Below are 23,599 nucleotides of genomic sequence, written 5' to 3' on the forward strand. Positions count from 1 at the left end.
TTTCCGTTTGCGGAGTATGGTCGTCCGCTCTGTTCCCTTGAGCCGTGGATGATAACCACTTGGTGCGTCAGGCGGAAGGGGGAGCATTGCAAAAATCGGTAACACAGTCTACCGGCCCCAGCAGGGGGGGAGGGTGAAATCCGTCAAAAAGTCGGGCTTAGATTTTTTGTTGCTCACGCAATATTTTGAGCTGAAATAGGGTGTTGCGCTCCTCCTCTTCCAACAGGTTTTCGATGTAGGCGATGGTGTTCTGGTAGCGGGGGATAATGTTGTAGCGCAGCGCATTGACGCGCCTCTGCGCCTTGCGCTGTTCGCTGATTAGCCGTCCCAGCGACAGCTCGGCCTCACCGAGGCGGGCGAGTAGCAGGGCTAGCTCGGCAAACTGCTTGCGGGTCTCGTCAAACGAGGGATCGGTGCCGAACAGGCCGACCGGATTGATCGGCCTGATTTCCCCGCTGACTGAAGGGTATTCGACGCCGATGTTGCGACGCGGCAGGATCTTCAGCTCGATGCCCGCCTCCACCCCAAGCGCTGCCTGGCGCAAAGCGCGTGCGCCCATGCGCAGCTGAGCCAGGCTGAGCCACTGGTAGGCCTGCTGTACCCGTCGCTGAGCGGAGCGTTTGATATCCCGGTAGTCGCCGATCCGCTGATAGACCAGACGTGTCAACAGCTCGCGCTTGCGCTCCAGCAGGCCGTGCCCCTCTTCCAACAGCCGCAGCCGCTGTTTCAGGTTTAATAGTGTGCTTTTGGTGGGTGGCACCTTGATCAGTGGCTGGTTCATGCCGGGCTCCGATGGTACTTCGCCATCTCGGTCTCGCTGACCCGGGTGAGGGCCTCTTGGGGAAACATCGAGAGCAGCTCCCAGGCGAGGTTGAGGGTCTCTATGATGCTGCGGTCCTCCTCCTCACCCTGGTTGACAAAGCGCCGCTCGAAGGCATCGGCCAGCTCCAGATAGCGGCGATCGTGGGAGGAGAGTTCGTCGGCGCCGATGATCGAGGCCAGATTGCGGGTCTCCAGCGCCTTGGCGTAGAGGGCGTAGAGTTGACTGGCCACATGAGGGTGGTCTTCGCGGGTGAATTCCTTGCCGACCCCGTCTTTCATCAGGCGTGACAGTGATGGCGAGATATGCACTGGTGGATAGATACCCTGGTTGTGCAGCTCGCGGCTGAGTACGATCTGCCCCTCGGTGATGTAGCCGGTCAGGTCTGGTATCGGGTGGGTGATGTCGTCGCTCGGCATGCTCAGGATCGGCATCAGGGTGATCGAGCCGTGGCGCTCCTTGATGCGCCCAGAGCGCTCATAGATCTCCGCCAGATCGGAGTAGAGATAACCGGGATAGCCCTTGCGTGCCGGCACGTCGCCCTTGGCGGTGGCCACCTCGCGCAGCGCCTCGGCGTAGTGGGTCATGTCGGTCATCACCACCAGCACATGGCGGTCGAGATCGAAGGCCAGGTACTCGGCGGCGGTGAGCGCCATGCGCGGCAGGGTGAGGCGCTCCACCGGCGGATCGTCGGCCATGTTGACGAACATCACCACGTTGCCGAGCACTCCGGAGGAGGCGAACTCCTCCTGGAAAAAGCGTGCATCGCTGAATGAGACCCCCATCGCGGCGAAGACGATGGAGAAGCGGCTCTCCTCATCGGGCAGCCTGGCCTGGCGCACGATCTGCGCCGCCAGCCGGTTATGCGGCAGCCCGGAGGCGGAGAAGATCGGCAGCTTCTGCCCGCGCACCAGGGAGTTGAGCCCGTCGATGGTGGAGATGCCGGTCTGGATGAACTCCCGCGGATAGGTGCGCGCCGCCGGATTGAAGACCGAGGCGTTGATGCCGCGGCGCAGCTCGGAGACGATCGCCGGGCGCTTGTCGCGGGGTTCGCCCAGGCCATTGAAGATGCGCCCGAGGATATCCGGTGAGAGGCTGATCTCCATGGGCTCGTCGAGAAAGCGCACCCAGGTGTTCTGCATATCGATATCGTCGGTGCCCTCGAAGACCTGGATCAGCACCTCATCCATCGAGCTGCGGATTACCTGGCCGTTACGCCGACGGCCTTGGCGGTCGGTGATCTGAACCCGGTCGCCGAAGGCCACTTCCGGCACCCCGGTGACGCTCAGCAGCCCGCCTTGGGCGGAGGTGGTGGAACGGTACTCCTTGGCACTCATGGCGCGCTCTTCTCCCGTTGTGCGTATTCGGAACGGATCGCGCTGAAGGCCTCTAGCGCCTGTTGGCGGAACGCCATCAGCTCATCAATCTGCTGTGAATCGTAGAGCGCCTTGCAGCGGCGCAGCCTGGAGAGCACCGGCATCTCTCTCAACTCATCCACCGGTACGCCCAGTTCGATCAGTTCGGCGCCCTGATCGTAGACGCTGAGGATCAGCTCGAGCAGCAGAAACTGCTTCTTTGGCGAGCAGAAGGTGTCCACCGGGTCGAGCGCGCTCTGCTGCAGCACCCCATCCTTGATCAGCGAGGCCCCCTCCAACACCCAGCGCTGGGCGGAGGAGAACGCCTCCGGTCCGACCAGATTGACGATGCGTGACAGCTCCGCATCCCGCGCTAGAATTGCCAGCGCCTGGGCGCGGCGTTTCTGCCAGCCGCGGTCGACCTCGCGGTGCCACCATTCGGCGGCCACGCCGACGTCGGCGGAGAAGCTGTCGACCCAGTCGATGGCCGGGTAGTGGCGGGCGTCGGCCAGCTCCTTGGAGAGCGCCCAGAAGGTCTGGATGATCTCCTTGGTGTGGCTAGTGACAGGTTCGGAGAAGTCGCCGCCGGGAGGCGAGACGGCGCCGATTAGGGTCACCGAGCCCTGCCCGCAGTCGGCGGTTTCGACTTGTCCGGCGCGCTCATAAAAGGCCGCCAGGCGCGAGGCGAGATAGGCGGGGTAGCCCTCTTCCACTGGCATCTGCGCGAGCCGGCCCGCCACCTCGCGCAGCGCCTCGGCCCAGCGGCTGGTGGAGTCGGCCAGCATTACCACGTCGTAGCCCATGTCGCGGTAGTACTCGGCGATGGTGATGCCGACATAGATCGATGCCTCGCGGGCCACCACCGGCATGTTGGAGGTATTGGCCACCAGCAGGGTGCGCTCCATCAGCGGACGGCCGGAGTAGGGGTCCTGCAGCTTGGGAAAGCTGTCGAGCACATCGACCAGTTCGTTGCCGCGCTCGCCGCAGCCTACATAGATGACGATATCGGCATTCGACCAGCGCGCGATCTGTTGTTGTACCACCGTCTTGCCGGCGCCAAACGGGCCGGGCACCGCGCCTTTTCCGCCCTTGAGCAGGGGGAAGAAGGTGTCGAGGATGCGCTGACCGGTGATCAGCGGCTCGGAGCCGTGCAGCCGTTGGGTGTAGGGACGGGGGCGGCGCACTGGCCAGCGGTGGTAGAGCTTGAGATGTTTGATCTCGCCGTTCTCGGTACGTAGCCGGGCAATGGTCTCCTCCAGAGTGTACTCCCCCTCCGGGGCGATCTCGATCAGCTTGCCGCTGACCTCCGGCGGCACCAGGATGCGGTGCTCCACCGTCTCGCTCTCCTGCACACTGCCGAGGCGGGTGCCGCCGCTGATCAGGTTGCTGGATTCGAGGTTTTTTTCCGGCGTGAAGCGCCAGCGCCGCTCCCGATCGAGGGCGGGGGGGCTGATGCCGCGCGGGATCATATCGCCGGCCTGCAGGAAGATCTTCTCCAGCGGCCGCTGTACGCCATCGAAGATACTGCCTATCAGTCCTGGGCCAAGTTCCACCGAGAGTGGCTGGCCGAGCCGTTCGGCGGGTTCCCCCGGGCGCACCATCTCGGTGGATTCATAGACCTGTACGGTCGCCTCGTCACCCTGTAGGGCGATCACCTCGCCGTAGAGCTTCAACTTGCCGACCCGCACCTGCTCGCTGGCGCTGACCCCCGGCAGATGGATGGTGACGATCGGGCCGTTGATCTCTTTGATCTGGCCTGTGGTTGTCTGCTTCATCGTGGTTTCCGGGTCAGGGCCTGATGCCGCTGCTGGTGTGGGGCAGCAGGTTCTCTTCGATCACCTGATAGATCTTGCGTTGCAAGCGCTCCAGCCGGCCTTCAAAACTCTGGTCGAGGCGGATGCGGTTGTTGGGTGTGTGCAGACGCAGACCGCCCTGGATTCTGATTGGTTCTGACGTCAGGTGGAGCTGTTTGTCGGGGGTGGCGTTGTGACTGAAGGTCTCCCAGATCGGCTGCAGCAGCCGATGGTCCTCCTCGTTGACCTCGACGATCAGTTCGTCGTGCTCGATCATCGCCGCCCCCCTGGCCAGCAAACGTCCCATCAGTTCCAGATAGAGCGGTTCCTCCTGGCGCAGTGCCTGGATACGCTCCGGGATGCGTTGCAGCACTGTCTGCACCAGATTCCAGCGCAGATGGTCCATGCGGCTCTGCAGCTTCAGCTCATCCGCCTGCACTCTGCGTCGGTAGGCGCGCTCCGCCAGCGCCTTGGCCAGCAGGGTCTCCTTCTCTTCGCGCAGCTGCAGCCGGTCGCTCGCCTCGCGCAGGATGTTGGCGCGGCCGTGCTCGGCACGCAGTTTGCACTCGGCGGCCATCTCTTTGGCGCGATCGAGTATCGCCTGTTCCAGGGCTTCAACCTGATTCATGCTGTCGCTCCATAGCGGTACCGCCAATCAGGCGGCTGAGCTGCTCGTCGAGCGGGCTGTGGAACTCCGTCGCGTTGTTGAGCGAGGGGACTTCAGCGAGCACGATGCGCCCCCCCTCGTGGCGGATCTGTTGCAGCATCGAGGCACCGCTACGGCTGATGCGCTGATCGATCACCACGAAGGCGTGCTGACGTTGCTTAACCAACTCGCCCAACAGACGTTGTGTGGTCTCCAGATCGGGATCGCTGTGGGTCTCGAAGCCGATCAGCCGAAAGCCGTCGCAGAGTGCGGCCTCTCCCATAAAGATCAGGCGGGTGGTGTGGAATGTCTGTTCGGCCATCAGATCTTGTCCAACAGCAGGATACTCATCACTAGGCCGTAGATGGCGATGCCCTCGGCCAGGCCGAGATAGACCAGGGTGCGGCCGAAGATCTCCGGCTTCTCCGCCAGCACTGCCAGTGAGGCGGCGCCGATGGGCCCCACGGCGATGCCAGCGGCGATGGTGCTGAGCGCGGTGGGAATACCGATGCCGATGATCGCCAGGCCCATGCCGATAGAGATCTCGCCGCCGCTCTCCGCGACTGCCGGGGCCGCCATCACCTCCTGCGCGCCGATGAAAATGAGTGCCGCCTGTGCCACCACAAACAGCAGCAGGTTGCCGACGATGGTTGGCTTGAACCAGCGTTGCCCGGTCCGGGCTGGCCGCATCTCCATCAGGATGCCGGCGACGATGAGGCCAACGATCCCCAGGGTCATCACTCCGATCAGCAGGTACATATGCAGGCTCCTCTCTACTATCTGATGGCAGAAAAATTATGAATTTTGAATTGAATGATTGCGCTGCGAGCACTGAAATTCACTATTCAAAATTCAAAGCGTAAGCGGCTTAAATGCCCTCCCGTCCCCCACGAAAAAGCGTGAAAAACCCTCGTAGTATTCGAGTCTCAAAACCTGGATGGTGACGATCGCCCCCTCCAGGATCAGGATGAACAGGTTGCCGAGAACCACCGTCAGCCAGTGGCCAGCACCGTCGCTCATCCCCGCCAGGGTAAACACCGCCAGTGCCAGTGCCACATGATTGAGGCTGAAGGCGGCGACCCGCAGGAACGAGAGGGTGTTCGACAGATAGCCGGTGACTGCCTCGAAGGTCTCGATGGCGGCCACCAGGATGCGTTCGCCTACCGGTGCCTGACTCTCGATCAGCTGGTAGCCAAACAGGCTGAACAGCGAGGCGATGGCGAGGATCGACCAAGCGGTGCTGATGCTGCCATCCTGATAGTAACGGTAGCCGAGACCGATCAGGCTGATGTAGAGCAGCAGGCTGGTGAGACCGTTTGTGCCGAACAGGGCGCCGTTGCGGTCGTTCAGCTTCAAGCGATTGATGATGTTGATCAGGTTCATGACCAGCAGAAAACCGATGCCCCAGCCGAGCGCCACCGAGAGCATGTAGAGCGGATCGCTGAGCGGTGCGATCCAGATGGCGTGCAGGACATGTTCGTAGCCGAACAGGCTGCCGTAGAGAAAGCCGAATAGAATCGAGGAGAGCCCGGCGATGACGACGAAGGGGGTGAACTCACCGAGCCTGCGGTGCGCCAGCAGTGCGGCGGCGATGAATACCGCGCCGTGGCCCACATCGCCAAACATCATGCCGAACATCAGCATGAAGCTGATGCTGAACAGCCCGGTGGGGTTGACCTCGCCATAGCGGGGGGTGCCGTACTGGCGTACCAGCAGGGCGAACGGCCGCAGCAGGCGATTTTGTACCATCAGGGTTGGCACATGGGCCTGCTCCTGTGGCAGTGGGTCGCGCGCTTCGATGATGAACGGGTTTGTAAGGCGTTTCTCCAGCAGGGCCTGCAGCTCTTCAAGTTGGCGATTCGGCACCCAGCCCTGGATCAGTGACAGGCTGCCGCGGCTGTGGGCAGCAGCGCCGAGCGCCACATAGGGGGCGGCCAGCCGCAGGGTGTGGGCAGCCTGCTGAAGGCGCTGATGACGTTCTGCCTGCAGGTTCTGGCAGCGCTGTTCGAGCTGCTGTGACTCGGTGGCGAGCTGCTCGCGACGCCGCTGCAGGTCTGCCTGTACCTGTTCCGGTTCGGAGTGGAACTCGGGGGGCAGATCGAGTGGCTGAAAGCCGGCGGTATCGAGTAGCGGCTTGAGCTGTGAGGTCTGGTTGGTGTCGAGGCCGATCACCACCACGCTGGCAGTGCTCTGGCTATGGCCAAAACGGTAGAGCAGATAGCCGGCGAGGCTCACCGCGTCCTGTAGCTGGTTCAGGTTGTCGATTGGCACTCGGCCGATCTGGATGTCGAGAAAGCGCTCGCGCTGCTGCAGCAGGCCGAGGTCGATATGCAGATCGTGGAAGTCTGCCAGGGTCTCTTTCAGCTGATCGATCTTCTGCAGCGCCTCGCGCAGGCGGTGTCGCTCCTCTTCGATGGCTGAGCAGTGCTGCCAGGTCTCCCCCAGCCAGTCGTTGCTCTCAGAGAGCAGTGACTGGTCGACAAAGAAGCTGTGTGAATCGACTGTGACAGGCTCCACCGGCAGTTGCTGGCTGATCTTGTCGAGGCGGCTGCGGGCGCGTCGATAGAACTGACGGTAGCTTTCGCCAGGGACCTCACTGATTGCCTCGGCATCGCTGTCACGTGGGTCGGGGCTGAAACAGGCGCTATCGGCGAGGATCAGCGATGCCAGCGGCAGATCTTCGGTGAGCAGATGGATGCGCAGGTGCTTCATCGGCAGAGGGCTAAACATCGCGTTGACTCCCAGACCGGCGATGTCTCATGACAGGGTCTCCTGACGTGTGGCCAACGGAGGGACGCCGATCGCCTGCCGGATCAGGTCGCCGTTCAGCCCCAGTGCCCGTCCCTGGAGGATCGCCTGCAGCCGCTCCAGATCGAAATGGCGCGCCACCAGATAGGCCAGTGCACGGGTCAGCACCGAGGGGCTGAAGCGGATCAAGCGCTGCGCCTCTGTGCTCATCTGTCGGTCGAGCTGCTGGCGCACCTGCATCGGGTTGATGGATTCGGCCAACAGTGCGCGGATGCGTGCTGGGAGGTTCTCGATGATCTCGCCGAAGCTGCTGAGATTGGCTAGCTGCATCAGCTGCTGGCGGCCGATCTGGCGACCCGCCGGGATCAGCAGGTAGTAGGTTTCGCTGGGGGAGAGACGATAGCTGAAGCGGTAACGGAACAGCCAGAGAATGTTCTGCCGGTCTATCAGGCTGCCGATCAGTGGTCGCAGACTGTCGCGATGCAGCGGCTCGGTGCGCTGCGCCTGGTGCACCAGCCCGGAGAAGTAGCTGCGATCGATGGCAGCGTCGAGGGAGAAGGGTTCGTTCTTCTCGGCATAGACCTGGCGCGCCTGGTGGGCGATAGGGGCGTAAGGGCCGTGTTCCAGCAGGCGCAGCATCTCGCGAATGTTCTCGGTCTGCAGGAGTGCCTCGTGGGGTAGGCTGATGCTCTCCGGCAGCTGGTGGAGTGTCTCCTGGATCTGCTCGATCGGCAGACCTTTGAGCTTGCTGCGGATCAGCGCCTTCAGGTTGAACAGCTCGAACTTGCGTGACCAGAACAGCAGCAGGGTACGGGCGCTGCCGGTGAGCGGCCGAGTCAGCACCGCGAGTTCCAGCATTAGATTGTTGATGAGGCTGTGTTCGAGGGTGCGGTTGAGCTGCTGTGTGCGGAGGTTCTGGCTGAGGATGCCGTTCAGGGCAAGGCGTTGATCCAGCTCTTCCGCGGTTAGGTCGATCAGCTCTGCCGCCTGCTCCGGATCGAGTAGGCGACTCGCCAGAATGCTCACCCGGGTCTTAAGGTAGGTTTGGGTGGCTGTTTGCATGGAGGGCCGCTACTCGTCGATCTCTGGGTTGATCAACAGTGCAAACGCGGCGTCCAATGCCTTCTCTTCGCGGGAGTCGGCATATTCCCAGAGTTGCGCATGGCGCTCTTCAAAACGCCGCTTGAGCTCGGCGACGGTCTGCTCGGCGCGGGCCTCCGCCTTCTCCAGAAAGGCGGCATGCAGCTCCGGGATGCGGGCCTCGAAGCGGCTCTCACGGGCCTGTGCCTCCTGCAGCGCATCCTGAATTGCCTGCTCGCGTCGCTGGTTGGCCTGCTGATGGATGTGCTCCGCTTCCATCTCGGCATCCAGCAGGCGTTGCAGGGTCTTGTCCATTTACGGGCCTCTTTTGGGGAGCCTCTGATCAAGTCATGAACGCGTATCTTGCGCCCAGAATATCCAGCTTCTGCGTTGTAAATCTCGGCAACCACTCCATGCGTTGCTCTACCTCCTGCATCCATGCAGTCGTTCGCAATAGCGGGCTATTACGTGCGATTTTCGTCTTAAATCTGAATATTCTGAATCACAATCGGCTTCGTCCAGACTTAATCAGAAGCTCCCTTGTTCAGCCTTAGTGTAGCCAATGCTCACGCCCTTTCGGGGCTAGCCGAGCGATCCATTGAGCCAGGTCAGCTGACCCGGGCGGGCCATTCAGTGGCTGAGGATCTGTAGCAGCAGTGCCGGTTCCGGCAGCGGCTGGCGGGTTAGGCCGACAGCGATGATATAGAGGTAGCAGGCGATGGCGATGGGGCCGGCGAGGATGCGGATGGCGCGACTCGGGCCGCGCTTCAGGGCGATGCTGCCGATCACGATGTAGGCGAGCAGCGCCAGCAGCTTGGCGGTGAGCCAGTTGGCGCTGAAGGGGTACTGGCCGAGGATGGTGGCCATGGTCAGCCCGCTGGCCAGAAGCAGGCTATCGTTGATGTGGGGCAGGGTGCGCACCCAGCGGCCGCGTTGCTGCAGCCTGCCCTGGATCATCCAGATGAAGCGCAGCAGAAACAGCAGGCCGGTGATGGTCACCGTGGTCAGGTGAATGTGTTTGATGTAGGGGTAGAGGTCGCTCATAGGTGGGTGGTTGTGGTCATTTTGGATCGGCCGGCATAGCTTGTCTGAAGGCGTCCGGATGTTGCCTTGTCGCAGATCAAACTGGCTCTTCCTGAAATGCTTCGATCCGGGTCAAGGTGACAGTCTCTGCATCTACCCGCCAACGGATGTTGAAGTCGTAGAGGCGCATGCCGTAGTCGCGTCGTTTGACGCTGTTGCGATGGTAGGCGGGGCGGGGGTCGATCTCCAGGATGCGCTGGATCAACCGGCGTAGCTGTTCGGCCTGCTGTGGCGGCAGCTGAGCCAGGGTAGCCTCGGCCTGGGGGGCGAACGTCAGCTCAATGGGGGCGCCGGGTGGCTCCGGGGCGAAACCACTGCGGGCCCCGGGGATGGCGTCGCAGTAGGGAACGTAGGGTTTGATATCGACCACCGGAGTGCCGTCAAGCAGATCGATGCCGCCCAGCTGCAGTACGATCTGTTCCCCCTGCTGTTCGACCCCCTGCAGCTCCACCACTGAGAGTCCCAGTGGATTAGGGCGAAACGGGCTGCGGCTGGCGAATACTCCGACTCGCCGGTTGCCCCCGAGCCGCGGCGGGCGCACGCTGGGGCGCCACGCGTCGCGCATCGCCTGGTGGAAGATGAAGCTGATCCAGAGGTGGGAGTAGCTCTGCAGCTCAACAAATGCCTCGGGCCGGTTGTAGGGGGGGAGTATCTCCAGTTGTCCCTCTGCCTCCGGGATCAACCCGGACTGGCGTGGAATACCGAATTTCTCTTTGAAACAACTATGGATGATGCCAATCGGCTCGAAGGTGAAACTCATGGTCGCTTTTTGAACTGGATGACCTTATGCAGTGGGTTGAGCACGATCTCGTCGAACACCGTGCCGGCGGGGGCGCTGAGCACGGTCCAGAGGGCGTCGGCGATATCGCTGGGGCGCAGGTGTTGGGAGGGCTCCTGCCCCGGTGCGAACTCCAGTTCATCGAAGAAGCCGGTATCGACCATGCCGGGATTGATCAGGCTGACCCTCAGGCCACTGTTGGCCGTCTCTTGACGTAGCGACTGGGCGAAGCCGCGCAGTGCGAACTTGCAGGCGGAGTAGACGGCACCGCGCCGTCCACCTGCCAGCGCCGCCTCGGAGCCGATGATCACTAGGTCGCCAAAACCATGCTGTTTGATATGCGGCAGAAAGGCGCGGGCGACAAACAGATGTTGCAGCAGATTCATATTGACCATCTCCACGATCTGCCGATAGGAGAACTCCTCCAGGGAGCCGAAGCGGCCGTAGCCGGCGTTCAGCACCAGGCCGTCGATGGCCGGGTGGAGGCGGGCGATCTCACCGAGTTGATGGGGCAGCTTGTCGAGATCGGCTAGGTCGAGGGCGATCGGCATGAAGCGTTCTTCTGTTTCATCCCAGTCGGTGAAGTCTCGGGCGATGCCGACTACCTCACAGCCCTCCGTTAGCAAGCGTCGGCTGATCGCTGCGCCGATGCCGCGGCTGGCGCCGGTTACCAGAATTCTTCGTCTACTCGGCATAGGACTCCGCTCTCTGTCTCTCCTGCTGGCATTGTAGCTGCTGCAGCAGATTGCGGATCAACGGCAAGTTCTGCTCGATCAGGCTCGAGACCATCTTGCCATTGATTTGTTGCGCAGGCTGGCTGTGGTTGTCGGAAACCACCTTGAGGATCTGAATCTGGTCGAGGGGGAGGCTCGGGGTGAGCACATCCAGCAGGGCCGCTGCCTCCATCTCGTAGAGGCGTGCTGCGGGGTAGTGGAACTCCGGCTGGGCGACGCTCTCCAGCGGGCAGTAGTCGATCAGGCGGCTGGCGGGGCTGAGTTGCCAGCTGCGGCCGCTGTTGCGTTCGATGACGCTTTCGGCGCAGAACAGGCTCCCCCGACTGTGGCTGGGGTGGCCGGCGATGCCGATGTTGATCCATTGATCGGCCGGGTGGTTGTGCAGCAGCCAGCGGCAGGCTACCAGTATCGCAGCGTGGCCTGGGCCGCTGATTGCCAGGCTGATACCACCATCTATATAGATGGGACAGGGGCCCGTATCGGGCTGCTGGCGCTTCAGGCCGAGGCCGTGGATCAGCGGCTTGGCTTCGGCTGGCAGGGCGACCAGCAGGTTGATTCGGACTGGACTCATTGGGAATGGATTCCCATCTTCTGGTGGTGTCGTGCTATTCTTCGATAGTGTTCGGCGCGTTCGTGATGGCCGCGTTTTTCCGCACCATGGGCGAAGATGAGCGCCTTTTGCACGAGGATCTCCACCGCGGCCTGGTAATCCTCTGCCGAGAGCTGGCCCGAGTCGATGATCTTCTGCAGCGCCTGGATGCGGAAGCGGTCCATACCCCAGTGTCGGCGTGAGAGCTGGTCCGCATGGCCACCATACTTGACGATCAGCGGCTGTTCGAGAAACAGCACCGCTTCGTGGGCGCAGATTCTCAGCCAGAGATCGTAGTCTTCGCAGGCGGGCAGTGTTTCGTCGAACAGTCCCACCTCATCGAATAGGGAGCGGTGCAGCAGCGCCGATGAGGGGGAGATGACGCACATCGGCAGGCAGTTGCCAAAGATCCGCCCTCCCTGTTTTTGGTGTTTTTTCATGGCGTTGACCCGCACGCCATTGCGTATCCAGATCTCCTCTGTATGACAGAGGCGTTTTCCCGCCTGCGCCTCCACCCGTGCCAGCTGTTGCTCGAGTTTCTGCGGCAGCCAGGCGTCGTCGGAGTCGAGCAGGGCGATCCACTCCCCTTTGCTGGCGCTGATCCCCAGGTTACGGGCGCTGCTGACCCCCCGGTTCTGCTGATGCAGATAGCGGCACTGGGGGAACTGTTGGGTGACTAAAGCGCGGCTATCGTCGTCGGAGCCGTCGTCGACGATGAGGATCTCATTGGCCGGACGGCTCTGCTGCAGCACAGATTCGATCGCCCTGGGCAGGGTGGCTGCACGATTGTGAGTGGGAATGATGACGGAGACCTGCATCGGCGAAGCATAGCGGTTTGGTAACAGACGGCAAACCGCGAGGAGGTATTCGTGGAGAAAGATGAGGCTCCTCAGCGGCGAAAAAATCGTTTTAGTCTTGGAAAATGAGAATTATTTCTCATTGGTAGGTGTAAAGTTACCCGACAGAATGTGTAAAATAATCCGACATCAGCTGTAAGAAAATTCGACACTAAGCGGCTGTTTTTTGGTTGGCAATCGTAGATCAAAATAAAAAGGGATGAATATGACAAAGCGCCGATTTGACACAGAAGTCTTACTAGAACAAATGCTTGCAGGTAGTGAGGAGGCGATCCAGTCCTTCTATGAGCGCTACCGGGGGCGCATCTACCGGTTTATCGCGCGCCAATGTGGTGCCGACAACTATGGAAGCCAGGTCTATCGGGCAGTCTGGAGCCGTTTCATCGCGGCCCGCCGACGCTGCTCGACCATCCGGCAATATAAGGTGGAGCTCTACCGGGAGTTGCATGAGGCACTGTGGGAGTTCGGTGGTGGCTGTGACGGCATGCTCTACACCAGTCCGGAGCTGATATTGAAGGTCGATGACGATACCAAATGGGGGGTGTTGTTGCTGGAAGAGGTGCGCTGCCTGCCAAAGCATCTGCGGGAGTGTTTTCTGTTTCGTTACGAGATCGGCTTGACCCCCACCGCGATCGGTGCGGTACTGGGCAAGCCGACGGCGCAGGTCAGCGATCAGCTGGCGCAGGCCGAGGAAGATCTGCTGACCTCGCTGGAGGTGAGTGGGTTCTCTAAACATCTGGAGTTGAAGGCGGTCTATCAGTTAACCCGTCAGATCAAGCCGCCGGCGCTGTGGGATATGGCGGTGCTTGGCTCCGTGCCAGAGTGGCTCGAATGGGGTGGGGAGTACACGATGGCGCAGCCAACGATCTCGCCACCCGGAGTTTCCGGGATGAAACAGATCGCCAGCTCCCTCTCGACAACCCGTAAATCGATGCACCGGCACGAGCTCTTCTACAACGTCATCGAATACCGGAACTAATGCCTGAGGGGGGCTCTTCAGTGGAGTTTGTTTGAAGAGTCCCTTCTCCTAGCGCCAAGGATGGCGCGCCCTCCCCAGCGTATCCCACCTGATCGCCCGACTTCCTCTCCGGGTTTATTGCACTGCACAGCTCGTGTAACATGATGGGTTTTTCCGCGAGCGTTCAGGCAATGCAAGAAATCAACCCGATCACCAATAAAATCAATGAGCTGAAGGGTCGTTGTGAGTCCCTTAGGGGGTATCTTTGACTATGCCGAGAAGCAGGAACGGTTAGTCGAGGTACTGCGGGAGCTGGAAGATCCGGGGGTCTGGAGCGACCAGGCGCGGGCCCAGGCGCTGGGCCGGGAGCGCGCCAGCCTGGAGGCAGTGGTGGAGACTATCGATACCCTGGATGTTGGTCTCGCAGACGCTGTCGATCTGCTAGAGATGGCGGTTGAAGAGGCGGATGATGAGGCGCTCGATGCGGTGGCCGCCGATCTGGACGCGTTCGAGCAGCGCATCGCAGAGCTGGAGTTTCGCCGCATGTTCTCCGGTGAGATGGACCCGAGCAACGCCTTTCTCGATATCCAGGCCGGCTCAGGCGGTACCGAGGCGCAGGATTGGGCCGAGATGCTACTGCGCATGTATCTGCGCTGGGGTGAGGCGCACGGTTTTAAGACCGAGCTGATGGAGGCCTCGCCAGGAGAGGTAGCCGGTATCAAGTCGGCCACCATCCGGTTTGAAGGGGAGTACGCCTTTGGCTGGCTGCGCACCGAGACCGGCGTGCACCGGCTGGTACGCAAGTCGCCGTTTGACTCAGGCAATCGGCGCCATACCTCCTTCTCGGCAGTGTTTGTCTCGCCGGAAATCGACGACTCGATCGAGATCGAGATCAACCCTGCGGATCTGCGGATCGACGTCTACCGTGCCTCTGGTGCTGGCGGTCAGCACGTCAACCGGACTGAATCAGCAGTGCGCATCACACACAACCCCACCGGCATCGTGGTGCAGTGCCAAAACGACCGTTCCCAGCACAAGAACAAGGATCAAGCGATGAAGCAGCTCAAGGCGAAGCTCTATGAGCTGGAGATCCAGAAGCAGCGTGAGACCCAGCAGGCGGTGGAAGATACCAAATCCGACATCGGTTGGGGCAGCCAGATCCGCTCCTATGTGCTCGACGCCTCACGGATCAAGGATCTGCGCACCAACGTCGAGACTGGCAACACTCAGGCGGTACTCGACGGCGGACTCGACATATTTATCGAGGCGAGTCTGAAGAGCGGTTTGTGATTTTTCACCACATAGAACACGAAGTTCACAAAGGTTGTCTTGAGTCTTTGGTGGCGGGGCAAGCTTTGGCTGACAAGGTAGTAGATACTTCGTACTCTTTGTGACCTTAGTAGTTACAAGTAAAAAGTTTGAATAAAACGATGAACGATCAGGTACAGGACGAAAACAAGCTCATTGCCCAGCGGCGGGAAAAACTGGCCAAACTGCGGGAGAACGGCATCGCCTTTCCCAACGACTTCCGGCGCGACGGCATGGCTGGCGAACTCCATGCCGAGTATGACGACAAGAGCGAGGAAGAGCTGGAGTCGATGGGCCTGCGGGTGCGCATCGCCGGCCGCTTGATGAGCCGACGGGTGATGGGCAAGGCCAGCTTCGCCCACGTCCAGGACATGACCGGTCGGATGCAGCTCTTCGTGCAGCGCGACGCCCTGGAAGAGGGGTTCTACAACACCCAGTTCAAGAAGTGGGACATCGGCGACATCATCGGCGCCGAGGGGGGGCTGTTCAAGACCAAGACTGGAGAACTCTCGGTCAAGGTCGAGAGTATTCGCCTGCTGACCAAGTCGCTGCGGCCCCTGCCGGAGAAGTTTCACGGCATTACGGATCAGGAGTTGCGCTACCGCCAGCGTTATGTCGACCTGATCATGAATGAGGATTCGCGGCGGACCTTCCGTATCCGTACCCAGGTGGTGCAGTTCATCCGCAACTACCTCAACGGCCGCGGCTTCATGGAGGTGGAGACGCCAATGATGCAGGTGATCCCCGGTGGTGCCACGGCACGCCCCTTCACCACCCAGCACAATGCCCTCAACATGGAACTGTTCCTGCGCATCGCGCCGGAACTCTATCTCAAACGCCTGGTGGTGGGCGGTTTCGAGCGAGTCTACGAGATCAACCGCAACTTCCGCAACGAGGGGCTCTCCACCCGCCACAATCCCGAATTCACCATGCTGGAGTTCTACGAGGCCTACACTGATTACCACGGCCTGATGGACCTCACCGAAGATATGCTGCGCCACCTCTGCGAGGAGGTGCTCGGCTCCACCAGCGTGACCTACCAGGGCGAGAGTTACGACTTCGGCAGCCCCTTCCGCCGCATGACGGTGAAGGACTCTATCCTCCACTTCAACGATGATATCAGCGCAGAAGAGCTGGACGACCTGGATAGAGCCCGGGCCATCGCCGAACGGCTGGAGATCCCGCTGAAGGCGTCCTACGGCCTGGGTAAGGTACAGATCGAGATCTTCGAGAAGACCGTGGAGCACCAGCTGATGGACCCGACCTTCATTACCGCCTATCCAACCGAGGTCTCACCCCTGGCGCGGTGCAACGACGACGACCCCTTCGTCACCGACCGCTTCGAGTTCTTCGTCGGCGGCCGCGAGATCGCCAACGGCTTCTCCGAGCTCAACGACGCCGAGGACCAGGCCGAGCGCTTCCGCAAACAGGTGGAGGAGAAGGATGCCGGCGATGACGAGGCGATGCACTTCGACGAGGACTATGTGCGCGCTCTGGAGCACGGCATGCCGCCCACTGCCGGCGAGGGCATCGGCATCGATCGGCTGGTGATGCTGCTCACCGACTCCCCCTCGATCCGCGACGTGCTGCTGTTTCCGCACATGCGCCCGGAGGGTTGATCAGCCTTTCTATTTCGTAGGAGCACTGCTCGCGGCGCTCCTACCAGCCCCAAAAAAGCCCCAGCGGTTGCTGCCGCTGGGGCTTTTTTGTTGCCGGGGCCGGGGTTAAGGAGCCTGCTGGCGCTTACCAGTTCTCGGTGCTGCCCGGCACTTCCAGTGCGCCGTCACCATCAGTGTCCACTTCCAGGAAATATTGGGTGTTGCTGATGATGGTGACGCGGGCCATGGTGCCCAAGGCGCCATCCAGCTGGACAATGCCTGAGGAGGGGTATTCGTCACCGTTGTTGATCAGGATGGGGCTGAGGGTAGTAATCTCAACAAAACCGTAGTCTGGATGGTAGTAACGGCCGGAGATAGTCAGGCTGGCGTAGGAGTAGTTGTCGGTGTAGGTGATGAGGTAGTTCTCGACCTTTTCGACCTGCCCGGTGCCATCGTTGAGCATCGCCACATTCATGACGATGGTGATCTGGTTGCCGGAGTAGCTGGCTTCGAGAGTGCCATTGAGGGTGACGCTGGTGCTGCCGATACTAGTGGCCAGGCTGGTGAAGGTCATCGCCACCTGCTGGAAGTTACCAAAAGCATCGACCGTGCCGGTGATCGAGAGTAGCCCATCGATGACGACGCCGTCCTGGTTGCAGGCTATGAAGTTGAAGTCACCCGAGACCGCGTTGGTGCTGTCGTCGATGATGAGATTGTAGTTGATCGAGCCTTCCTCTGTGCCTTCTTCGTTCTTACAAAAAACGGTAGCCGCGTCGGAGCGGGCCTGACGTTCGCTACGCATCACCTGCTGTTGTCTGGCTGCTTCCAGGCCCCTCAGCAGGCTGCGGCTGACGCTCAGGTTGAGCGGAGCGCTGTCGCCTTGGCGAGAGGCAAAGCCAGTGCCGGTGCCTGCGCCTATTTGGGCGTTGCCAACAGTGCCTTCGACGATGGGCTTGGCGTTGTTGGTGTCCAGGGTTGCCTGACTCTCTTTCCCGGCATAGGCAATATCGGCTGTGGCGGAGCCGCCTCCGCCACAGCCTGCCAGCATGCTGATAAAAAGAGCGCTGGTGATCAGGGTAAAAATCTTATTCATCGCTCTGTCCTTGGGACGAATGGAGCAAAAATCTGGGAGAATTTTATGGTGGTTTTGCGAGTTGCATCAAACACAAGCGGCAAAAATGTGAATCTCAACGCGCTCGCTTGAGGCTATTTTTACCGAAGTCGCTTGGCTTCAGGCCGCTGCGGAACTGGTACTTCTGCCAGGTCAGCAGGGTGCTCTTGCCGGTCTGGTGGTTCTGCATGAACATCTCGTCGGCACGCCAGTACTGATCCAGATATTGCTGGTAGCCGCGGAACTCCAGGCTCTTCAGTAGGGTGTTTTTACGGTCGTAGAAGTCGATCTTGAGTGGGATCATGCGTGCCTTGTCGATCCACACCTCCTGGCGGGTGTAGCCGGAGTTGGGGTCCACCGGATCGCGCTCGTTGACCAGGGTGTCGATATCCCCGAGCCGCTCCTCCCGCAGGAACTTGTAGCTGTACTTTTCCACCTCCTGGGAGGCAAGGTCTTCATAGGCAAACTCGCTACCCATGAAGGGGCCGGACTTGTTGCGCGAGTTGATCCGTTTGACCCGCTTCAGCGCTGGTAGGTAGAGCCATTGGTCATCCTGACCGGTTTTGTGGGAGTAGGTGAGTAGGGCAGTGCCTTTGACGTCCCGCGGGCGGTCGAAGATGATCAGAGTCTTGTCGCCATCGCCATCCACCTCCAACACTTTAGTGCTCATGTGGCGCAGACTCTCCTCGCCGTGACGGTTGCGCAGCAGCATCGTCATGTCGGCGCGGAAGTCGTGAAAGCCGGTATCGCGTCGATCGACCTCAGTGGCGATCTCCAGGCCCTGCTGCTCCGGGGTCAGGGCAAAACCGCTTAGCGGTATCACCAGTAGTGGTAGCAGCAGGAGTATCGAGCGCTTCATGGTTTTTTACCTCCAAATAGCATCAATAGAGGGGGGAGAAAGAAAAAATCGGCGAACAGGGCGAGGCCGATGGTGATCGCGGTCAGCAGCCCCATGCCGGAGTTCAGCTTGAAGTGGGAGAGGGCGAGGATGGAGAAGCCGATCATCAGCACCAGCGAGGTCACCCACAGGGCGGTGCCGACGGTGGCGAAGGCATGGCGCACTGCATCTTCGCTGCTCATGCCCTTCTCGCGGCGGGCGCGCAGGAACTTGCTGAGAAAGTGCACCGTGTCGTCGACCACTATACCGAGGGTCATGCCGCTGACCACCGACAGCGCCAGCCCCACTTCGCCCACCATCATCCCCCAGAGGCCGAAGGCCATGCCGATCGGCACCAGGTTGGGCAGCAGGCTGAGGACGCCAATGTGCAGCGAGCGTAGCGCGATGATCAGAATCGCAGAGATCAGCACCAGGGCGATGGTGGTGCCCTTTAGCATCGCCTTGATGTTGCGGTTGCCGATGTGGGCAAACATCATGGTGGGACTGGCGCCGTCGCTCTGCATCTCGGGGGCGTTTTCTGTCAACCACTGCTGGGCCCGTGCCTCTAGATCCAGCAACTCCTGGGTGGAAATGCTCTGCAGGGTGACGCTGAAGCGGGTGGCCGATTTTTTGACGTTGATTTGGTTGTTCAGGTCGAGGCCGAACGGCAGTGAGAACTCGTACAGCAGCAGATACTGGGCGGAGAGATCGCGCTGCTCGGGCAGCCGGTACCAGCTGTCGTCATCCCCGTGCATGTTGCGGTTGAGGCGCTTCATGATGTCGGTGATGGTGTTGACGTGCAGCACCTCGGGCTGGGCGCGATACCAGTCGGCGAAGGCCTCCACCTGGCGCAGAAAAGTTGGGTCGCTGACGCCGCCGTTCTCCCCCGAGTCGAGGGAGTACTCGATCAGGTAGATGCCGGTGAGGTTTTCAACGGTGTAGTCGGTGGCGGCGCGGAACTCGATCGATTCGTCGAAGTAGCGCACAAAGCGGTCATCGAGCTGGTTGTTGGGGATCTGCGAGATCAGCAGCAGGACCAGGCCACCCATCAGCCACAGCAGCAGCTGCTTGTGGCGGATGACGAACTCCGCCAGTTTCAGCATCGCAACCCCACCGCGGGTCTCCTGACGGACTGCCCGGGTTGGCAGGATCATCACCATCGCCGGCAGCAGTGTGATCGAGAGCAGAAAGGCGAGTGTCACACCCATTGCCGCCATATTGCCGAGGTCGCGGAACGGCGGCGCATCGCTGAAATTGAGGCTCATGAAGCCGATGGCGGTGGTCAGCGAGGTGAGAAATATCGGTCCCAGGTTGATGCGCAGGCTCTCCAGCAGCGCGGCGCGTTTCTCCATCCCCTCACGCATGCCATGCAGGAAATTGACCAGGATATGTACGCAGTCTGCGATCGCCAGGGTCATGATGACCACCGGCACTGCGGTGGTGGGAGGCGACATGCGGATGCCGATCCAGCCGGTCAGCCCCATGGTGCCGATGATGGTAAAGAGGATCACTAGCAGGGTCGAGAGGGTGCCCGGTACGGAATGGAGCATCAGCACCAGGGTGATAATGACCACCCCAAACATCAGCGGATAGAGTTGTTTGACATCGTTTTTCGAGGCGGTTGGAAAGGCGTTGTTCATGATCACCATGCCGGTGAGATCGATGCGGATGTCGGGAAATTTTGCCTCGATCTCCTGCTTCAGCACCTCAGCCGCCTGCGCCACCTCCGGCACCTCCGAGAGCTTCTTGCCGGGCAGCTGGATGGTGACGTTGACGCCGGTGACATGGGCGCTGGGGGAGATCAGCCGGTTTACCAGCAACGGATCGCTGACTGCAATCTGACGCTTCTGCTCGAGCGCTGCATCGGAGAGGTTTGCCGCATCGAGCACCAGATCTTCCACCACCAGGTCGTCGCCCTCAGCAAAGGTATGTTGAAAGTTGGTGATCGAATCGACCCGCAGCGAGTAGGGGATCTGCCAGGCCTGGGTGGTCAGTTCCTGCACCGCCGCCAGGGTCTCACGGGAGAAGACCCGGCCATCTGTCGGGGTGACCACAAACAGTACGTTGTCATTTTTTGCGTAGGTGTTCTGCAGCTTCTCGAAGGCCTGCAGCTGCGGATTATCCTCGCTGAAAAACATCCGGTAGTCATTGCTGAACTCGAGCTGTCGAACCCCCGCGCCGAGCAGCAGGAGAGACAGCAGGGTGAGCAGGACCACCAGATATTTGTTTGTCAGAACCCACTGAAAGAGTCGTTCGTACATGCTGTTGCTTATTCCTTGTTCTTGGTTGAGTGGCGGACGCTTCGCGCTGCAACACCGCATCTCTGCGTGATTGCGCCCGGACCACCGCAGGCGCCGGCCTGTCGGCCATAGGGTTTGCCACCCCTGTTGTTGTGCCTGTGTCCGGACTGGCGCCGGAGGAATCAACGCCACGCAGACTAAACCAATCTTCCTAAAGATGCAGCAGGATGAGGAAAAATCCTACAAAGAAACGAGAGGTTCTCACCCTTGTCGCTGTTAGAGGATTGCCTCCGCCAGCGATTGCTGATCTCTATAACTTTCGGAATGGTGACCTGCATCACATTAGACCCTATACTGACGCATCATTTTTAGCCCAGCGGAGAAATGCATGTCCTTGCCCGATCAGATGGACGCGCTCGAGCGCGGTGATCATGGCAACTCCACCAAGGAGTTTTTGGCCTACTGTGAAGCGGAGCGAGAGCGCCGCATCAACTCCGGCAAGGAGTTTGATGAAGAGAGTTTCAACCAGGCGATGGATCTGGTGCTGCGCAAGCTCAAGGTGCTGGAAGAGGAGGGCTGGACATGATTATCCACGCTATCTCCGCCAGAAACGTACTCAAATATGCCAGCCTTGAGCTGAAGGATCTGCCGGCCAACGGTCTAATCGCGATCACCGGGCCTAACGAATCGGGTAAGAGCACGATCGGTGAGACAGTCTGTTTCGCCCTGTTCGGACGCACCTTCTCCCTCGAAAGCGATGATCTCGGCAAGGTCATCCGCTGGGGGCAGACGCACTGTTCGGCAGAACTGGAGTTTAGCGTGAAAGATGGCGTGCGCTACCGCATCTCGCGTTTTCTCGATGACAAGGGCAACCACAGCGCACGGTTGAGCCGGGCCGAGGCGGGCGACGATGAAGAACCGCTGGCGCTGGGAATGGAGGCGGTTGCCGACCGACTCTACGGGCTGATCGGCTACGAATTCGACGAGTTCATCGAATCCTTCTATCTCGCCCAGCGCGAGATCACCACGCCTCACCCACACAGCCACGCGCTCAAGACCATGGCCGGCCTGGTGACCCTGGAATATTGTATCGAAAGCTTCAACAGCGACCTCGAGCAGGGGGCGGTGCTGGTCAAAGAGACCGGCGAGGAGATAGCACAGCTTCAGGAGCAGATCGACGAAGTCGGGCTCGACCGTACTGTTCTCCCCGGTCTGGAACTGCATCGCAGCGAACTGCTGCAACAGGTGGAGCAGCGCAACCAGGCACTTGAATCCCTCGATCAGGCATCCATCGAGTACCAGGAGGCCTATACCCAGCGACAAAAGGCCATCGGCAGTCGTGGTCGGGCCGGTTTTCTGCGTCTATTGTCGCTGCTCGCAGCGCTACTCGCCGGAGACCTCTGGTGGCTGCTGGTGCAGCAGCCTGAACTGGCAATCTCACAACAGATTGCTGAGTTGATCGCCAGTAACAGTCCGCTGCACGATACCGGGATGATGGCCTATGCCCACTACGTCGGCGCCGGTTTTGCGCTGCTGTTTCTGCTCTTTTGGGTGCGTCGCAGCGGTCTGAACAGACGCATCCAGTCACTGCAACAGGCGGCGGAGGCACTCTCCGATAAGCTGCACGGGCTCGATGATTTGCCCCTTTTGAGCAGACTGACGGACGAGCATGAGGAGGGGGATCCAGCTATCCCAGCGATTGAGCCGGGGGATAGAGAGTCTCTTGCTCGGCGGGTGCGTGGATTCGAGGCAGATATCGCCGAGGCGCGCGACGGGGTTGCTGTGGAGCAGGCCCAGCTACGCAGCGAGATCGAGCTGGCCCAGCTCGATATTCAGCGGCTCGATACAGATATCGCCGCTGAGCAGGAGCGCCTCGACAAGGCTGATGGGCTGGAGTCGATCCGCGAAAGTTTGCAGGTAAAGGTCGAGGATAATCAGCGCAATATGGACCTTTGCGAGTTGGCCAATGGGCTGCTCTCCGGCGCGATTCGCGAGGTCTCCTATCATTTCAATCTCAAGCTTCGCCAGCTGGTGGGCAAGAGCCTGCCGCTGTTCACTGAAAACCGCTACGAACACCTCAAGATCGACGATGATCTGACAGTGCGTGCTTTCTCCAGCGAGAAGACCGACTTCATGGACCTGGATGAGATCTCCAGTGGCACCCAGCGGCAGATTATGCTGGCGGTGCGGCTGGCGCTCTCCCAGGAGTTGGTCGAGCGGGCGGTGGGCGCGGAGCAGTTCCTGTTCCTCGACGAGCCCTTCGCCTTCTTCGATCAGCGCCGTACCCGCAGTGCGATGACGGTGCTGCCGACGGTGAGCAACGACCTGACCCAGATCTGGATCATCGGTCAGGAGTTTCCGAAGGATGTGCATTTTGACCTGCACATCGAGTGCGACAGGGAGTTTCAGACTATCCCGGCTACGGCTGAATGAGTTGCGTTCGTCCCCATTGCTGGAGCAACTAGAGGAGCAACAGTGCGCCGACTCTTCTTTCTAATGCCGAACCTGGAGTCCTGCCGCCAAGTGGTTGCAGAACTCGAAGATGAGGGGGTGCCTGAGCATCATCTGCATGCCATCGCCAGTCTCGATCAGTCCCTTGATGGGCTGCCGGAGGCTGGAGTGCTGCAGAAGACCGAGCTGGCCCACGGTCTGGAGTGGGGCGCCGGATTGGGCGGAGTCGCCGGCATGCTCGGCGGTCTGTTGGCGGTCTGTTGGCGGTGAGTTTTCCGCCGGCTGGGCTGGTGTTGGGTGGCGGTGCCCTGCTGGTAGGGGCGGCGGCTGGCGCCGGTTTTGGCGCAGTGGTTTCGGCGCTGCTCTCCAGCCACGAACACAATCACGATCTGGATGCCTTTCAGCGGGCCATCGAAGCGGGAGAGATCCTGTTGATGGTGGATATCCCCAGGCAGCGTGTCGACAAGATCAGGGAGCTGATACTCAACCATCACCCCGAGGCACACATCGGGATTGCCAAGCTCCCCGCTTGATGAACGGTAGGTGGTTTTGCTGCCCGCAGAGCACTGATGG

Annotated in this window: 24 protein-coding genes; 7 read left to right on the forward strand and 17 right to left on the reverse strand. The window is 60.6% G+C overall.

Annotated features, from left to right (window positions below):
• Positions 1-157 precede the first annotated feature (157 nt).
• The 14 genes from Ga0074115_RS07900 to Ga0074115_RS07965 form a co-directional block, all read right to left on the reverse strand.
• On the reverse strand, positions 158-781 hold the full coding sequence (locus tag Ga0074115_RS07900; RefSeq protein WP_057956046.1) for a V-type ATP synthase subunit D: 624 nt from the start codon (positions 779-781) through the stop codon (positions 158-160).
• On the reverse strand, positions 778-2,157 hold the full coding sequence (locus Ga0074115_RS07905) for a V-type ATP synthase subunit B (RefSeq protein WP_057956045.1): 1,380 nt from the start codon (positions 2,155-2,157) through the stop codon (positions 778-780). Before Ga0074115_RS07905 ends, Ga0074115_RS07900 begins: the two co-directional genes overlap by 4 nt.
• Positions 2,154-3,950: a V-type ATP synthase subunit A gene (locus tag Ga0074115_RS07910; protein ID WP_057956044.1), complete on the reverse strand. Its 1,797-nt coding sequence runs from the start codon at positions 3,948-3,950 to the stop codon at positions 2,154-2,156. Before Ga0074115_RS07910 ends, Ga0074115_RS07905 begins: the two co-directional genes overlap by 4 nt.
• Before the next feature lie 13 nt (positions 3,951-3,963).
• A complete protein-coding gene (locus tag Ga0074115_RS07915; RefSeq protein ID WP_060528393.1) occupies positions 3,964-4,596 on the reverse strand; it encodes a V-type ATP synthase subunit E in 633 nt (210 codons plus the stop codon).
• Complete coding sequence (locus Ga0074115_RS07920; RefSeq protein ID WP_057956043.1) at positions 4,583-4,936, reverse strand: V-type ATP synthase subunit F; 354 nt, start codon at positions 4,934-4,936, stop codon at positions 4,583-4,585. Before Ga0074115_RS07920 ends, Ga0074115_RS07915 begins: the two co-directional genes overlap by 14 nt.
• Positions 4,936-5,373, reverse strand: a complete 438-nt coding sequence (locus Ga0074115_RS07925; RefSeq protein WP_005959923.1) for an ATP synthase subunit C — start codon at positions 5,371-5,373, stop codon at positions 4,936-4,938. Before Ga0074115_RS07925 ends, Ga0074115_RS07920 begins: the two co-directional genes overlap by 1 nt.
• Positions 5,374-5,466: 93 nt before the next feature.
• Entirely contained in the window at positions 5,467-7,344 is a 1,878-nt protein-coding gene (locus tag Ga0074115_RS07930; RefSeq protein ID WP_057956042.1) for a V-type ATP synthase subunit I, read from the reverse strand.
• A 27-nt stretch (positions 7,345-7,371) separates the two neighbouring features.
• Positions 7,372-8,424, reverse strand: a complete 1,053-nt coding sequence (locus tag Ga0074115_RS07935; RefSeq protein WP_057956041.1) for a V-type ATPase subunit — start codon at positions 8,422-8,424, stop codon at positions 7,372-7,374.
• Between the two features lie 9 nt (positions 8,425-8,433).
• Positions 8,434-8,757 (reverse strand): ATPase, encoded by a 324-nt coding sequence (locus tag Ga0074115_RS07940; RefSeq protein WP_006473850.1) that lies wholly within the window; start codon positions 8,755-8,757, stop codon positions 8,434-8,436.
• 315 nt (positions 8,758-9,072) lie between these two features.
• The gene (locus tag Ga0074115_RS07945) at positions 9,073-9,486 is read right to left on the reverse strand and encodes a SirB2 family protein (protein ID WP_057956040.1); all 414 of its coding nucleotides are present in this window, start codon (positions 9,484-9,486) and stop codon (positions 9,073-9,075) included.
• 76 nt (positions 9,487-9,562) lie between these two features.
• On the reverse strand, positions 9,563-10,285 hold the full coding sequence (tsaA, locus tag Ga0074115_RS07950) for a tRNA (N6-threonylcarbamoyladenosine(37)-N6)-methyltransferase TrmO (RefSeq protein ID WP_057956039.1): 723 nt from the start codon (positions 10,283-10,285) through the stop codon (positions 9,563-9,565).
• Entirely contained in the window at positions 10,282-10,998 is a 717-nt protein-coding gene (locus tag Ga0074115_RS07955; RefSeq protein WP_057956038.1) for an SDR family oxidoreductase, read from the reverse strand. Before Ga0074115_RS07955 ends, tsaA begins: the two co-directional genes overlap by 4 nt.
• On the reverse strand, positions 10,988-11,608 hold the full coding sequence (locus Ga0074115_RS07960; protein ID WP_057956037.1) for a nucleoside phosphorylase-I family protein: 621 nt from the start codon (positions 11,606-11,608) through the stop codon (positions 10,988-10,990). The genes Ga0074115_RS07955 and Ga0074115_RS07960 overlap by 11 nt, the downstream gene beginning before the upstream one ends.
• Positions 11,605-12,444 (reverse strand): glycosyltransferase family 2 protein, encoded by an 840-nt coding sequence (locus Ga0074115_RS07965; protein ID WP_057956036.1) that lies wholly within the window; start codon positions 12,442-12,444, stop codon positions 11,605-11,607. The genes Ga0074115_RS07960 and Ga0074115_RS07965 overlap by 4 nt, the downstream gene beginning before the upstream one ends.
• Positions 12,445-12,730: 286 nt before the next feature.
• Between Ga0074115_RS07965 and Ga0074115_RS07970 the strand changes: the two genes are divergently transcribed.
• The 3 genes from Ga0074115_RS07970 to lysS all read left to right on the forward strand — a co-directional run bounded on the left by Ga0074115_RS07970 (position 12,731) and on the right by lysS (position 16,368).
• A complete protein-coding gene (locus Ga0074115_RS07970) occupies positions 12,731-13,462 on the forward strand; it encodes an RNA polymerase sigma factor (protein WP_006473854.1) in 732 nt (243 codons plus the stop codon).
• Between the two features lie 170 nt (positions 13,463-13,632).
• Positions 13,633-14,731 (forward strand): peptide chain release factor 2 gene (gene prfB, locus Ga0074115_RS07975; RefSeq protein ID WP_101841469.1). Its coding sequence is split into 2 segments (ribosomal slippage): positions 13,633-13,707 and positions 13,709-14,731, totalling 1,098 coding nucleotides; the frame shifts between segments, so codons are not numbered across the junction.
• Positions 14,732-14,871: 140 nt separating this feature from the next.
• Entirely contained in the window at positions 14,872-16,368 is a 1,497-nt protein-coding gene (gene lysS, locus Ga0074115_RS07980; protein ID WP_057956035.1) for a lysine--tRNA ligase, read from the forward strand.
• Positions 16,369-16,492: 124 nt separating this feature from the next.
• Here the strand turns inward: lysS and Ga0074115_RS07985 are convergent, their stop codons facing one another.
• The 3 genes from Ga0074115_RS07985 to Ga0074115_RS07995 all read right to left on the reverse strand — a co-directional run bounded on the left by Ga0074115_RS07985 (position 16,493) and on the right by Ga0074115_RS07995 (position 20,596).
• On the reverse strand, positions 16,493-17,440 hold the full coding sequence (locus tag Ga0074115_RS07985) for a hypothetical protein (protein WP_057956034.1): 948 nt from the start codon (positions 17,438-17,440) through the stop codon (positions 16,493-16,495).
• 94 nt (positions 17,441-17,534) lie between these two features.
• Positions 17,535-18,317: an outer membrane lipoprotein-sorting protein gene (locus tag Ga0074115_RS07990; protein WP_057956033.1), complete on the reverse strand. Its 783-nt coding sequence runs from the start codon at positions 18,315-18,317 to the stop codon at positions 17,535-17,537.
• Entirely contained in the window at positions 18,314-20,596 is a 2,283-nt protein-coding gene (locus tag Ga0074115_RS07995) for an efflux RND transporter permease subunit (protein ID WP_060528394.1), read from the reverse strand. Before Ga0074115_RS07995 ends, Ga0074115_RS07990 begins: the two co-directional genes overlap by 4 nt.
• 367 nt (positions 20,597-20,963) lie before the next feature.
• On the opposite strand from Ga0074115_RS07995, the gene Ga0074115_RS08000 reads away from it, so the two are divergent.
• The 4 genes from Ga0074115_RS08000 to Ga0074115_RS16700 are packed head-to-tail and all read left to right on the forward strand — an operon-like array spanning position 20,964 to position 23,559.
• Positions 20,964-21,161, forward strand: a complete 198-nt coding sequence (locus Ga0074115_RS08000) for a hypothetical protein (RefSeq protein ID WP_005964809.1) — start codon at positions 20,964-20,966, stop codon at positions 21,159-21,161.
• Complete coding sequence (locus Ga0074115_RS08005) at positions 21,158-23,008, forward strand: AAA family ATPase (protein ID WP_057956030.1); 1,851 nt, start codon at positions 21,158-21,160, stop codon at positions 23,006-23,008. Before Ga0074115_RS08000 ends, Ga0074115_RS08005 begins: the two co-directional genes overlap by 4 nt.
• 42 nt (positions 23,009-23,050) lie before the next feature.
• On the forward strand, positions 23,051-23,296 hold the full coding sequence (locus Ga0074115_RS16695; protein WP_232432976.1) for a hypothetical protein: 246 nt from the start codon (positions 23,051-23,053) through the stop codon (positions 23,294-23,296).
• Positions 23,287-23,559: a hypothetical protein gene (locus tag Ga0074115_RS16700; protein ID WP_232432977.1), complete on the forward strand. Its 273-nt coding sequence runs from the start codon at positions 23,287-23,289 to the stop codon at positions 23,557-23,559. Before Ga0074115_RS16695 ends, Ga0074115_RS16700 begins: the two co-directional genes overlap by 10 nt.
• Positions 23,560-23,599: the final 40 nt, after the last annotated feature.

Source organism: endosymbiont of Ridgeia piscesae (genome assembly GCF_001443665.1).
Classification (GTDB): Bacteria; Pseudomonadota; Gammaproteobacteria; order Chromatiales; family Chromatiaceae; genus Endoriftia; species Endoriftia persephonae.